Origin of the sequence: Metabacillus sp. 22489, from assembly GCF_052044855.1 — a bacterium.
In the GTDB taxonomy this organism is placed as follows: Bacteria; Bacillota; Bacilli; order Bacillales; family Bacillaceae; genus Metabacillus; species Metabacillus niabensis.
Genome location: NZ_JBQENT010000077.1, coordinates 1 through 11,634, shown reverse-complemented (window position 1 = coordinate 11,634; position 11,634 = coordinate 1). Strand labels below are relative to the sequence as shown.

15 protein-coding genes and 2 pseudogenes are annotated in these 11,634 nt (G+C 34.6%); 15 read left to right on the top strand and 2 right to left on the bottom strand.

Features of this window, described 5'->3' with window-relative positions; translation table 11 throughout:
- Positions 1-226 precede the first annotated feature (226 nt).
- The 3 genes from ACTJJ9_RS25355 (at position 227) to ACTJJ9_RS25345 (ending at position 1,834) form a co-directional block, all read left to right on the top strand.
- Complete coding sequence (locus tag ACTJJ9_RS25355) at positions 227-475, top strand: DUF3949 domain-containing protein (RefSeq protein ID WP_145585106.1); 249 nt, start codon at positions 227-229, stop codon at positions 473-475.
- Positions 476-682: 207 nt separating this feature from the next.
- Positions 683-1,204 carry an AAA family ATPase gene (locus ACTJJ9_RS25350; protein WP_145585105.1) on the top strand — a complete coding sequence of 174 codons (522 nt, stop codon included), beginning with the start codon at positions 683-685 and terminating at the stop codon, positions 1,202-1,204.
- 135 nt (positions 1,205-1,339) lie between these two features.
- Positions 1,340-1,834, top strand: coding sequence for a YfbM family protein (locus tag ACTJJ9_RS25345; RefSeq protein ID WP_145585103.1), 495 nt, complete (start codon positions 1,340-1,342; stop codon positions 1,832-1,834).
- Between the two features lie 119 nt (positions 1,835-1,953).
- Here the strand turns inward: ACTJJ9_RS25345 and ACTJJ9_RS25340 are convergent, their stop codons facing one another.
- Together ACTJJ9_RS25340 and ACTJJ9_RS25335 are read right to left on the bottom strand one after the other, a co-directional pair.
- A complete protein-coding gene (locus tag ACTJJ9_RS25340; protein WP_145585101.1) occupies positions 1,954-2,307 on the bottom strand; it encodes a hypothetical protein in 354 nt (117 codons plus the stop codon).
- Positions 2,308-2,425: 118 nt separating this feature from the next.
- Positions 2,426-2,770: a hypothetical protein gene (locus ACTJJ9_RS25335; protein WP_145585099.1), complete on the bottom strand. Its 345-nt coding sequence runs from the start codon at positions 2,768-2,770 to the stop codon at positions 2,426-2,428.
- 215 nt (positions 2,771-2,985) lie between these two features.
- Here ACTJJ9_RS25335 and ACTJJ9_RS25330 point away from each other — a divergent pair, with 215 nt between their 5' ends.
- From ACTJJ9_RS25330 to ACTJJ9_RS25275, 12 genes and pseudogenes are all read left to right on the top strand, one after another.
- A complete protein-coding gene (locus ACTJJ9_RS25330) occupies positions 2,986-3,564 on the top strand; it encodes a nucleotidyltransferase family protein (RefSeq protein WP_145585097.1) in 579 nt (192 codons plus the stop codon).
- Between the two features lie 177 nt (positions 3,565-3,741).
- Positions 3,742-4,476 carry an SDR family oxidoreductase gene (locus ACTJJ9_RS25325; protein ID WP_145585095.1) on the top strand — a complete coding sequence of 245 codons (735 nt, stop codon included), beginning with the start codon at positions 3,742-3,744 and terminating at the stop codon, positions 4,474-4,476.
- 156 nt (positions 4,477-4,632) lie between these two features.
- Complete coding sequence (gene lrpA / locus ACTJJ9_RS25320) at positions 4,633-5,043, top strand: transcriptional regulator LrpA (protein WP_145585093.1); 411 nt, start codon at positions 4,633-4,635, stop codon at positions 5,041-5,043.
- Positions 5,044-5,460: 417 nt separating this feature from the next.
- On the top strand, positions 5,461-6,222 hold the full coding sequence (locus tag ACTJJ9_RS25315; RefSeq protein WP_145585091.1) for an MBL fold metallo-hydrolase: 762 nt from the start codon (positions 5,461-5,463) through the stop codon (positions 6,220-6,222).
- A 491-nt stretch (positions 6,223-6,713) separates the two neighbouring features.
- Positions 6,714-6,905, top strand: a pseudogene (locus ACTJJ9_RS25310) (MFS transporter); the annotation flags it as partial.
- 88 nt (positions 6,906-6,993) lie between these two features.
- A complete protein-coding gene (locus ACTJJ9_RS25305; RefSeq protein ID WP_145585089.1) occupies positions 6,994-7,845 on the top strand; it encodes an NAD-dependent protein deacetylase in 852 nt (283 codons plus the stop codon).
- A gap of 108 nt (positions 7,846-7,953) precedes the next feature.
- On the top strand, positions 7,954-8,799 hold the full coding sequence (locus tag ACTJJ9_RS25300; protein ID WP_145585087.1) for a hypothetical protein: 846 nt from the start codon (positions 7,954-7,956) through the stop codon (positions 8,797-8,799).
- A 115-nt stretch (positions 8,800-8,914) separates the two neighbouring features.
- The gene (locus ACTJJ9_RS25295; RefSeq protein WP_222124796.1) at positions 8,915-9,418 is read left to right on the top strand and encodes an HD domain-containing protein; all 504 of its coding nucleotides are present in this window, start codon (positions 8,915-8,917) and stop codon (positions 9,416-9,418) included.
- 60 nt (positions 9,419-9,478) lie between these two features.
- Positions 9,479-9,719, top strand: a pseudogene (locus ACTJJ9_RS25290) (nicotinate phosphoribosyltransferase); the annotation flags it as partial.
- Between the two features lie 247 nt (positions 9,720-9,966).
- A complete protein-coding gene (locus tag ACTJJ9_RS25285; protein WP_186324338.1) occupies positions 9,967-10,179 on the top strand; it encodes a DUF896 domain-containing protein in 213 nt (70 codons plus the stop codon).
- A gap of 33 nt (positions 10,180-10,212) precedes the next feature.
- The gene (locus tag ACTJJ9_RS25280) at positions 10,213-10,362 is read left to right on the top strand and encodes a hypothetical protein (RefSeq protein ID WP_440768990.1); all 150 of its coding nucleotides are present in this window, start codon (positions 10,213-10,215) and stop codon (positions 10,360-10,362) included.
- A gap of 167 nt (positions 10,363-10,529) precedes the next feature.
- Positions 10,530-11,294, top strand: coding sequence for an MBL fold metallo-hydrolase (locus ACTJJ9_RS25275; protein ID WP_145585108.1), 765 nt, complete (start codon positions 10,530-10,532; stop codon positions 11,292-11,294).
- Positions 11,295-11,634 lie beyond the last annotated feature (340 nt).

Genomic DNA, 11,634 nt, shown 5'->3' with positions numbered 1-11,634 from the left:
TTAGTGAGTAAATGTGGTGCAAAAGGGAAACCCATTCAGTGGGCCTTTAAGGCCGAGGCCGGAAAGAGAGGCTTTTAGCCGCAGAGCAAACCACCAGTTCTCACTGGTGGTTTTGATTATTGAACTAAAGGTGCTATTTAGCTTCATAAAAATGAAACACTTACAAGTTACATTCGTATATAAATATAATAAGTGATTTTTTTGGATAAAAAGGGGAGTGGGGAATATGAACATACTTTTTTTAGTGATTGGTGGGTATATCTTGTTATCGATATTTCTTTTACCATTTCAATATAGGTACATTGAAGCACTAAAAGAAAGAGAAAAGGAGCGGATAAAGCTGGGACTTTCTCAAAATGAATATTATGAGAAAATGGGGTTTGAAACGCAGCAGATTCATTTCCACGCACAGGGAGTAGTATTTTTAGGAGCAAATTTATTGGCTACCTTGATATATAATTGGCGACATAAATAATAAAGTCAAAGTTACTCTTACAAAAATTCACAGTAATTATTGCACTAATAGAGTCTTAACTGATGCAACTCGGTAGTGATGCTTCTTTATCGAAGTATCGCTTTTTCTTGTTCAACTATAGGGGCAGGTCAGTTAAACAAGAAAGAGGATTTCTCTCCACCTATATCGAAAGCATTAACTTTATATTCATTATAGGAGAGAGCAAATTTGAAGAATACAATTCCTAAAAGAATACATATTATCGGCTCCGTTGGAAGTGGAAAAACTACTTTAGCTAAAGAATTATCCCTTATTTTAAATGTCCCTTTTTATGAATTAGATAATGTTGTTTGGATAAGGGACAAATCTGGGGATGTTAGAAGAAGTGATAAAGAAAGACAAGATTGTTTAAATTCAATAATTAATTCAGAAACTTGGATTATTGAAGGGGTCCACAATGAAGATTGGGTGGCAAACAGCTTTCGGAATGCAGATTTAATTATTTTTTTAGATACAAATTATGCGATAAGAACCTATCGCATAATTAAAAGATTTGTTTTTCAAAAACTTCGCTTAGAAGATTCAAATTACAAACCTACATTCAAAATATTCTTTAAAATGTTTAAATGGAATAGATACTTTGAGGAAGTAGGGAAACCTAATTTTTTAAAAAAATTCGGAAGATATAGCGATAAGTTGTTAATTATTACTGGTAAAAAGCAAGTTTGTGATAAATTACACTTAAAGTAACGTGTGCGTTACTACATAAAGTGGTGCAATAATCTTCCACAATCCAGGAGTTATTATAAAAAGTAATTACATATGAAATAGAACCATTTAGTCAATATACAAAGTAATTATATTTAAATAGTTGGAGTGAAAAATATGGGCATGGTTGCAAGCTATATACGTATATCAACAGATTTTCTAAGTTATATAAAATCACATCCGGAAGAAATCGAGGATGTTGTGTTTGAAAACGAGGAGTTAGAGGACAGAGAATTTGATATTGATAAAGCGTGGCATGGGATTTACTATTTGCTAACTGGAATTGCTGATTTAGAACAGACTTTTGAATCTACATTAGGTTTAGCTATTTTTGGAGGAACTGAAATTGGTGATGACCTAGGGTATGGGCCTCTTAGGTATTTAGAAGTAGAAGAGGTAAAAGAAATTGCAACTGCACTTGAATCAGTTTCTGTTAGAGATTTTACTTCTCGTTACAAAGTAAAAGATATGAATAAGCTTGATATTTATCCATTTGAAGGAGAATGGACGGAAGAAGATAAGGAATATCTAGTAGAGAATTTTGAATCTTTAGTAGAATTTTTTCGAATAACAGCTACTAAAGATGAAGCTATGCTGTTGTTTGTTTCTTGATACTAGGCAAAAAAATATATATGTGCTTATTCAGAATTGGGCGCTATCCTAGAACAAGGATAGCGCTTATTTCAACTAATCTCTTAAGATCGCTGGGGATAATGAGAAATAATGATTGCTTACTTAAATGCATAATGAAATAAGCCAAAGTATAGCGGTCCGATTAAGATTATAAATGTAATCACAAAAATACAAAACTTAATGAACTTAGGTGTTTCATCATCATTTACCTCTTCATTAAACTTTTTGAAACTAAAGTAAACATCCCATAATAGCCCAGCTACAAATACAATTTTCCATACAAAAGGAAAAAGAATTTGTTTATTCGTAACGTAACCAAACAAACCAATCCAGGTTATGATGGAAATGATAAAATCTAGAATAGCAAAAGGTTTTTTATAACCGGTGATGAGTATTCCAATAGCTGCTATTGCTAAAAACCCTAAGTAGCAATACCACAATATATCTAACATAATATTCCTGCTTTCTTCCTAGAATTTTACTGTTTCTTATCATGAATGAACAAATTAAATATGACTATCATTCATTCGCAATCGAAGCACATAAAAAGTTAGAGTAAAGTAATCGGTTCTATTTGTTTTTTACCTTTAGCTCTCCTTTAGTTACAATGATGTATCCATTAAATCTTTCATATAAAGCATAGATTGGATATAAAAAAATGATGAAAAATAATATAGTAGGAACTTCAACTAAAAAGGGCATGATTTCTGATAATACATTTTTAATTGTTGCTCCTAAGTAAATAAACAATGGAATGATTACTAAAGCTATCAACAGTAGTGGAATTGTAACTTTAGTTTCCTTTATTTTTGTTTTACAATGTGGGCATTTCATTGTAAAAGGGTTCGAGAAGTTTTTGAAATCCTCTACAGTAATGGGTTTAGAACAATGAGGACAAGGAATTGTTGTTTTCATATTTTTGCTCCTAATTCAAAATAAAACTAATTATAATATATAGCTTAGATTTTAGGTATACGAAAAAATAAAAAAATATTGTGTGAAGAGTTTATTTATATAGTAATTATCGTAGGTACTAGATGATACCCAGTGATTTATCCCAAGGGAGATAAGCACTTGTTTATAACAGAAAACCAGCTAAAGTTAGTTAAATAAAACGATGGAGATAGAATATGAATAATATTTATGAAGAATTATTAGTAGAAACTATTTCAAAGAGTGAACCATTAACTAGAGTTTTGCAGGTTCTAAAAAAATTAAATTTGCCATTTGATTACTACGTAGGTGCAGGATGTATCACAAACACAATTTGGAATGAGAAATCTGGTTATGCCTTAGATTATGGCATTTCAGACATCGATATCGTTTATTATGACAGTGGAGATATGACATCTGAAAGAGAGAACGAACTTAAATTTGAACTTATAACTCAACTTGGGGATCTCCAATTTAAGTTGGACGTAAAAAATCAAGCAAGGGTACATTTGTGGTATGAAAGTAAGTATGGTTTTCCTATAAAACCATACCTTTCACTTGAAGCTGCAATTGATAGCTGGCCAACCACTGCAACTGCTATAGGAGTAAGAATGGAGAAAAATGATTTATTCAGCATTTATGCGCCATACCAATTGGATGATTTATTTTCTTTGGTGGTTAGGCCAAATAAACGTATGGTGACCAAAGAAATTTTTGAAAATAAAGCAAGTAAATGGAAAGAAAAGTGGCCAAATCTTGAGATAATTCCTTGGTAAAGCTGTAGTTGGCTTTGAAAGCACAATTACAAAATTTATCCTTGAATGATAGATAGCGATACTTCCATAACGAGGTATCGTATTTTTAATAGATCAAGGGCAGGTTTGTTGTAGAAGGTAGAGAGTGACTCTTATGATACAATTTTCTATAAAATAGGATAGTGAGGAGTTTTGCTTGTGCTGAAAAATAAGAAGATTATCGTAACGGGTGCTGCATCTGGAATCGGAAAAGCGGTTGTAAAACAGTGTTTAGATGAAGGTGCATCAGTAATAGCTTGTGATATTAATGCAGAGGCATTAACAGAGTTAAAGCAGAGACTAGATGATGCTTATTTTTTGTATACCTACCAGTTAGATGTTAGTAAATATGAAGAGGTAGTTACATTTTTTGAATATGTTGAAGCAGAACATTCTGACGTAAATGGATTAGTTAATAATGCAGGAATTTATTTAGCTCAAAATATAATGAACTATCAAGTTAATGAAATTGATAGAGTTCTAGATATCAATGTAAAGGGGTTTATTTATTTTACACAATTATTTGGCAAGAAGTTGTTCCAAACTCAACGTCAGGGAGTAATTGTAAATATGTCGTCCGTCTCAGGCATTGAAGGAAGTTCTGATGCCATTTATGGCCTATCAAAAGCTGCCATACTTGGTTTGACCAAAAGCTGTGCAATGAATTTTTCACCCTATATAAGAGTTAATGCTGTGGCTCCTACGATGGTGAACACCCCGATGATGGCTACAATTCCTGATTGGAGAAAAGAGGAGTATGTAACCCACGGTCTCATAAATACACCTGTAATGCCTGAAGATGTTGCGGATACGGTTGTTTTTTTATTGTCAGAAAAATCCAAGCATTATACAGGTGCAACATTTGATATTAATAATGGAGGATATTTAAGGTAGCTCTTAATTTCTTATTGATCAAGAGTGCTTAGTAATCTAAGGCATCAGCAATATCAAAGCGTGTTTTGTTTTTAAAGTTCTAAGCAAACATAAAAAAATGTACAGCGAACAAACTATGTAAAATACATCTTATTATTTCAGAAAGGATACAAGAAAATGATTGATGAAATAGATAAAAAAATAATCGATGAGCTGTCTAAAAATAGTCGCCTTACAATGAAAAAATTAGGGGAAAAAGTACATCTCACTGCACCAGCAACCGCATCAAGAGTAGAAAAGTTATTAGAAAATGGCATAATAAAAGGATGTAGTATTGAAGTGAATCAAGTGAAATTAGGCTTCTCTATACATGCTTTTCTTAATATTTATATCGAAAATATCCATCATCACCCCTATTTAGCTTTTATAGAAACACAAGATAACTATGTAATAAACAATTATAAAGTTACTGGAGACGGTTGCTATTTGCTTGAATGTAAATTCCCCTCAAACGAGGTATTAGACCAATTTTTAAATGACTTAAACAAACATGCAAACTATAAAGTGTCGATTGTTATTAGTAAATAGTTTACTTTATAAAACGGCAATGTTTGATGTGAATAATCTCTAAAAAAGCCCTAGCTTGGACATGGATTTTACCAGGCTAGGGCTTATATACATATCCCTACACAAAATAAAAAGCAACCGAAATCGGATGCTCTTCTCTTGGTTCTTTTAATCTTTTGATTTTAGAGTTCTCTCTACTCTAGCTACAGCTGCTGGTCCTGTTAAATGAACTTTCTCCCAATTCCTTCATCAGTAATTCGGCTATTGTTACATAATTTCCCTATAATTTTTTTATCTGTTTGATTTATTTTCGTTAATTCTTTCGAAAATAAAGTTAAACATCCAAAAGACTTTATTTAATCTATGTATCAACATGTGTCCATAGTTTAGACTATACATTGTTCAGGGAAATTTCAAAAGATAAAGGAGTTAATAAATATGAATATACATCAAATTCGTAACGCAACAATTGTCGTTGAATATGCGGGAAAGAAGTTTTTAATCGATCCAATGTTATCAGAAAAAGGGACTTATCCACCTTTCCCTTCATTAAGACAAAACAACTCGAATAATCCTTTAGTTAGTTTACCAATATCCATTGACGATATCATTCATAATGTTGATGCTGTTATTGTCACTCATCTACATTATGATCACTGGGATGATGCTGCTAAAGAAGCACTGCCTAAAGAGATTAAAATATTTTCACAAAATGAAGAAGATGCGACTGAAATTCGAAATGCAGGCTTCCAAAATGTAGAGGTTTTAAAAGAGAATACAGTCTTTGAAGGAATCCAATTAATTAAAACAAAAGGCGAGCATGGAAGAGGCGAAATTTTAAAGACTACTGGTCTAGTGTGCGGCGTTGTCTTCAAACACTCAAATGAGAAAACTTTATATGTAGCTGGAGATACTGTTTGGTATGAGGCTGTTCAGGAAGTAATTGAAACACACAAACCAAAAATCATTGTTGTCAACGGTGGGGATGTTCAACTCTCTGAAGGTGGTTCTCTAATTATGGGGAAAGATGACATTTATGAAGTTTATAAAGCTGCTCCAGATGCAAAAATCATTTCTGTCCATATGGAAGCTGTCAATCATTGGACATTATCAAAAGAAGAATTAAAAAGCTTTATTAATGAAAAAGGAATCTCCTCAAATGTTTTAGTACCTGATGACGGAGAATCATATTCGTTTTAAGGAATCAGGGGAGACAGAAATTGTGGTTTTAATTTGGTAAGACCATCATGTTAGTTGAAACCAATAAAGAATTAGTTCTTCGTTTTTATGAAGCACTTTCCAAACAACAAATGTGTCTTCCTCTCTTAAAAATTCAAAAGCATCAATTAGTCGGTTCTTAATGATTTGTCTCCACTTAGCATTGACAGTGGAGATTTGTTGGCAGCTGATTTATGATAAAGCATCCTTTTGTTGGATAGCATTCTGATTGAGAATGTTAATTTTATTTTGTGCAGTTTCTAAGCATTTATTTGTTCTGTAGTGATACATGGAGCTAATGATTATGGTAGTTGATAATCATTAGCTCCTTAATTATTTATTGAACGAAACCTTCTAAAAGAGGACGGGTAGGAAAGTGCAAGCCTACCACAAATCTTTGGAGGCGAAGGACTTGCAGCCAGTTTTCTTTATGGTGGACTTGGTGAGGTTGGCGTTATAATCGCTGCCTTAATATGCTGGCAGCTTTTGCTCCTACAGATTCAATGGTACTACTTTTCTGTGAGTTAGTATTACTTGGTGTTGGCTAAGAACTTTAGCTTAATAAGCTGAACGGGTCTCATTGTAGATACACACATCCATCTATTCGTGCAAAAACACAGGGAACTGCTGATGTCTTACTTGCATTATCAGGTGCCAGTAGCGGTCTTCGCCTTTTTAGGTGTAGCCGATCTCATTATTCAAGAGCTTGTATACTATCAATGATTTTCAACTATGAAGGAGGACAAATAAAGTATGTTATCACAACAATATCAAGACAACATAGACACATTACTAAAGAAAATTAAAGAAGCTGAGGCGATTGTGGTTGGTGGCGCTGCTGGGATGTCTGAGGCTATCGGACATAGTTTTTATCATACTGATGAAAATTTTCTGAAGCATTTTGGAAAATTTGCAGATAAATATGGTATTAAAAACCTTTTTGAGGGCTTTTATTATCGTTTTTCTACAAGAGAAGAACGGTGGGCTTATCTTGCAACTGAAATCAAATTTATATATGATGCCGAAGCCGGTCGTCCTTATCTTGATTTATTGCAACTACTTCAAGGCAAAAACTATTTCATTGTTACAACGAATCAAGACTCGCAGTTTTCCAAAACCTTCCCTGAAGAGAAGGTTTCCCCAATTCAAGGGGATTTGCGTTATTTTCAATGCGGCTCCCGTTGCCATGATCAAGTTTATTTTAATAAAGAGCAAGTTGAGAACATGTATGCACACATAGATGGAACGAGAATTCCAACAGAGTTAATTCCATTTTGTCCAAAGTGCGGACAGGAAATGGAACCATGGGTGCGCTCTTATGTGTTTCTGGAAGGAAGCTCTTACAGAAATGAATTAAGAAAATACAATGAGTATCTTATCGAAAACAAAGATAAAAAGATTCTCTTCTTGGAATTAGGCGTTGGAACAATGACACCGATGTTTATTAAAGAGCCGTTTTGGAATATGACTTACAGTTTTCCGAATGCCTACTACATTACAATAAATCCTAAAGATGCGATCGTTCCTCAAGAGTTAAGTGAAAAAGGACTTGCCATTAAAGAAGATATTGCACGTGTCTTACAAGATGCTTTGAACGGGAAATAAAAAAAGAGATTTGGATATTGGACAAGTACTCGGCAATCCGGCTTCGCATTACACGCATTCATTAAGCAAAATAGATTCATCGAAATTTTAGAAATAATGGAGGGTCATATGAAAGAGAAGTATCAAGAAGTTTTAAGCAAAATTATGAAAGCTGACAGCATTGTAATTGGCGCAAGTAACGGACTCGCCATTTCTGAAGGCTTTAATATTTTTGCAGAGGATTTTTCCTTTCTAGAACATTTTGGCGATTTTCGTAAAAAGTATGGATTTCGTAGCATCCTACAGGGCTCTTTTTATCCATATCCTTCCGAGGAAGAAAAGTGGGCATTTTTCAGTCGAATGTACGCCTACTTTTTAAACAACAAGGAAGCTAGTCCTGTTATGAAGAACCTTTATGAACTGGTGAAGGATAAAAATTATTTTGTGGTTACCTCTAATACAGATTCTCATTTTATACTGGGAGGATTTCAAAGGGAACGCCTTTTCGAAATAGAGGGCAATAGTCGTTATTTGCAATGTTCTCATAGTTGCCATGACCAAATTTATCAAGGTGATGAAATCTTGGACAGAATGGCGCGAAGCCAAGAGGGTGGAAAAGTCTCTTCAGATTTGATTCCTAAGTGTCCAGAGTGTGCCGGTCCAATGCAGGTTCACGTCGAAGTCGACCGGAATTTCTTAAGAGGTCAGTCTTGGCAAACAAGCTATCACGCTTATCAGGATTTTATCAATAATGCTCATGGTAAAAATTTAGTTCTACTGGAATTAGGTGTAGGTGCAAGAAATCAATTGATTAAAGCCCCATTTATGAAATTAACGAGCCTTGAGGAAAATGCAACCTATATTACTTTTAATAAAGGATCCGAGCTTTTTATTCCAGATGTAATTGCTTCAAAATCCATTGGTATCGACGGTGATATTGCGGAAGTGTTAGATCAACTAGTGCAGATGAAATGAGCTGATCCAGCTAATAAGAAAACAGGGGAGGATTTGAAAGGTGTTTCTAGCGAGTATTCTGAATGAGCCTGTGTGTCAACCAATAAAAAATCCCTACGAACGATGGTATAAATTCATGGAAGAAAAAATAGAGTTTTGGTTGCCAGATAGTGAATGGCATACGAAAGCTCACTCTGCACGTGTTCTGTTGCTGACACTCCTTATCGGACATCAAAAAGGTCTAAGTGATGAAGAGTTAGATGCACTGGGGATGGCTGCTATATTCCATGATTCCCGCCGCCTTGATGATGGAATTGATAAGGGGCATGGTAGTCGTGCGGCGGAGTATTACAAAGATTATTGTAGTAAGAACGATTTGTCATATAATACACAAACCTACTACATCACCTATTACCATGACCAGGATGATTCGGTTGGTTTATTAGAGATTGCAAAGTCCCCTAGTTTAAGTGAACGGGCGGTACTGTTGTATCAGATATTCAAGGATGCTGACGCACTGGATCGCTTCCGTCTAGGTCCTGATGGTTTGGATGTAAAGTTTCTTCGGACCGAAGAAGCACATCGACTTGTTGACTTTGCAAAATATCTCTTGCAGAAAATTAGTGAAACTAACGAATAAAAAAATCTATTTATCGTGAGCAAGTCCGATTGTATTTTGCTAGTTTAGGAGGAAGGTATTATGAACAAGTATATTGATGATAGTTTCGCCTTTCACACGGACTTGTACCAAATCAATATGGTAGAAGCCTATTAGGAAGACAACATTCATACCAAAAAAAGCTGGATTCGAATTGTATTTTCGAAAATTACCATTTGGAAACGGGTATGCAATCTTTGCTAAATTGGATCGAATCATTGAATATCTTCAAACATTTCACTTTTCCGAAAGTGATTTGGATTATTTAAAAGACCGTGGCTATTAAGGAGACTATGTTGATTTTTTACGAACCATACGTTTTACAAGGTCCATACTGTTGGGGTAACGACGGTATTTGTGACTTTTTAACAGTTGCAGGAGCAGACGAAGAAGTACTCAAAAACGGCTAGTCATAAATGAGCTGTCGCAACATTTACTGATCTTGGAGAAACGATGGTTAACCATATGAAACGTTGCTTCCATACTGAAGTTATTGAATAAACACGAAATTAGTTAGGTTGGTGAAAAACATGATTGACTCCTTACAGCGAATTAATGAATTAGCAAAAAAGCAGCGTGAAGAAGGATTAACAAATGCAGAAAAAGTTGAGCAGCAAGTGCTTCGTGAAGATTATTTACGTGCCATACGCGGACAAGTTCTCCATACTTTTTCAGGAATGAAGATAGTGGATCCGCTTTTGAATGATGTAACACCTGAAAAAGTTCGTAAATTAAAAACATAAGATTAATAGAGATGGAAAAAATGGGAGATCAAGGTGAAAGACTATTCCCCCCCAGTTGCTGTAGGTGTACTAGTAAATCCGGACTTTACGATTCAAGCTGCTGGTGGTTTTAATATTCAGCCGATGCCGAACAAAGAAGAAGAGTCTTCGTCTCCCTATATTGTGTATTTAAATGAAAAATAATTATTAAATTTAAGAAATGAGGTTTTTTAAATATGAAGAAATTTAAAAAGACATTTTTGCTTACAATGACAGCACTTCTGATGAGCGCATTATTAGCTGCTTGCGGAAGCCCTCAGGAGACCCAACCAGTAGATGAGCAAAATGCTTCTCAAAAACAAGAGCAAAAAATGAGTATTCAGCAAATACGAAATGCTACAGTAACTGTAGAATATGGTGGTCAAAAGTTCTTGATTGATCCTATGTTTTCTAAAAAGGGTGAATTTGATCCTTTCCTTCCAGCCGAAAGAAATGATCGAAATCCAATAGTTGAATTACCAATATCCGTTGAAGAGATTCTTGATGGTGTAGATGCTGTCATCATAACTCATACACATGAGGATCACTTTGATCAAGCAGCAAAAGAACAGCTGCCTAAGGACATTAAGATGTTTATGCAAGATGAAGAGGATGCTGAATTAGCCAAAAAATTAGGATTCACGAATATTGAAGTCATGCAAGAAGAAGTAGGTATAAACTTTAATGGAGTTGAACTTACTGAAGTTGATGGTCGACACGGACATGGAGAAACAGCAAAGCTCATGGGAAATGTTATGGGGGTTGTCTTCCAACACCCGGATGAAGAAACATTGTATTTAGCTGGTGATACAGTCTGGTATGAAAAAGTACAGGAGAACATCGATACCTATAAACCAGAAGTTATTATTTTAAACGGTGGCGAAAACAAATTTCTTGAAGGTGGCCCCCTCATTATGGGGAAAGAAGACATATATGAAGTATACATGGCTGCTCCTGAAGCTACCATCATTGTTAGCCATATGGAAGCAGTTAACCATTGGGGATTGTCCAGAGAAGGATTAAAGAACTTTATTAAAGAAAAAGGAATCAAGTCTAATGTACTAGTTCCAGATGATGGAGAATCCTACGAATTTTAGGATGGAATAAAAAAACGTGAAGTGAATTTTAATTTGTATGGCAAGAGACCCTTGTAGGGTCCCTTTTATTATTTTTAATAAAACTATTTCGTTGTTAAACAACGTATAGGCACTAATTTTTATGCAGGCATGGTAAGAGTTAATGATTCAACTAAAGGGCAGATAATGGAATAAATAAGAAAAACATAGGGGGATTTTAGTCTTCCTATGTTTTCATTCACGGGAGTGTAATATTAACTGTGTAAGTAAGGAATGCGTACGGTTCCTTACTCACACAGTTTTTTATTTGATAGAATAATAAGTATAAAGCTAAAGGAGTGGTTTCAGTGGGGAAATTGAA

Coding starts and splice junctions, on each gene's coding strand:
- ACTJJ9_RS25340 (WP_145585101.1), bottom strand. CDS start 2,307: ATGTTAGATATATTGTGGTATTGCTACTTAGGGTTTTTAGCAATAGCA.
- ACTJJ9_RS25285 (WP_186324338.1), top strand. CDS start 9,967: ATGATTGACTCCTTACAGCGAATTAATGAATTAGCAAAAAAGCAGCGT.
- ACTJJ9_RS25345 (WP_145585103.1), top strand. CDS start 1,340: ATGGGCATGGTTGCAAGCTATATACGTATATCAACAGATTTTCTAAGT.
- ACTJJ9_RS25295 (WP_222124796.1), top strand. CDS start 8,915: ATGGAAGAAAAAATAGAGTTTTGGTTGCCAGATAGTGAATGGCATACG.
- ACTJJ9_RS25305 (WP_145585089.1), top strand. CDS start 6,994: ATGTTATCACAACAATATCAAGACAACATAGACACATTACTAAAGAAA.
- ACTJJ9_RS25355 (WP_145585106.1), top strand. CDS start 227: ATGAACATACTTTTTTTAGTGATTGGTGGGTATATCTTGTTATCGATA.
- ACTJJ9_RS25330 (WP_145585097.1), top strand. CDS start 2,986: ATGAATAATATTTATGAAGAATTATTAGTAGAAACTATTTCAAAGAGT.
- ACTJJ9_RS25315 (WP_145585091.1), top strand. CDS start 5,461: ATGAATATACATCAAATTCGTAACGCAACAATTGTCGTTGAATATGCG.
- lrpA (WP_145585093.1), top strand. CDS start 4,633: ATGATTGATGAAATAGATAAAAAAATAATCGATGAGCTGTCTAAAAAT.
- ACTJJ9_RS25335 (WP_145585099.1), bottom strand. CDS start 2,770: ATGAAAACAACAATTCCTTGTCCTCATTGTTCTAAACCCATTACTGTA.
- ACTJJ9_RS25275 (WP_145585108.1), top strand. CDS start 10,530: ATGAGTATTCAGCAAATACGAAATGCTACAGTAACTGTAGAATATGGT.
- ACTJJ9_RS25300 (WP_145585087.1), top strand. CDS start 7,954: ATGAAAGAGAAGTATCAAGAAGTTTTAAGCAAAATTATGAAAGCTGAC.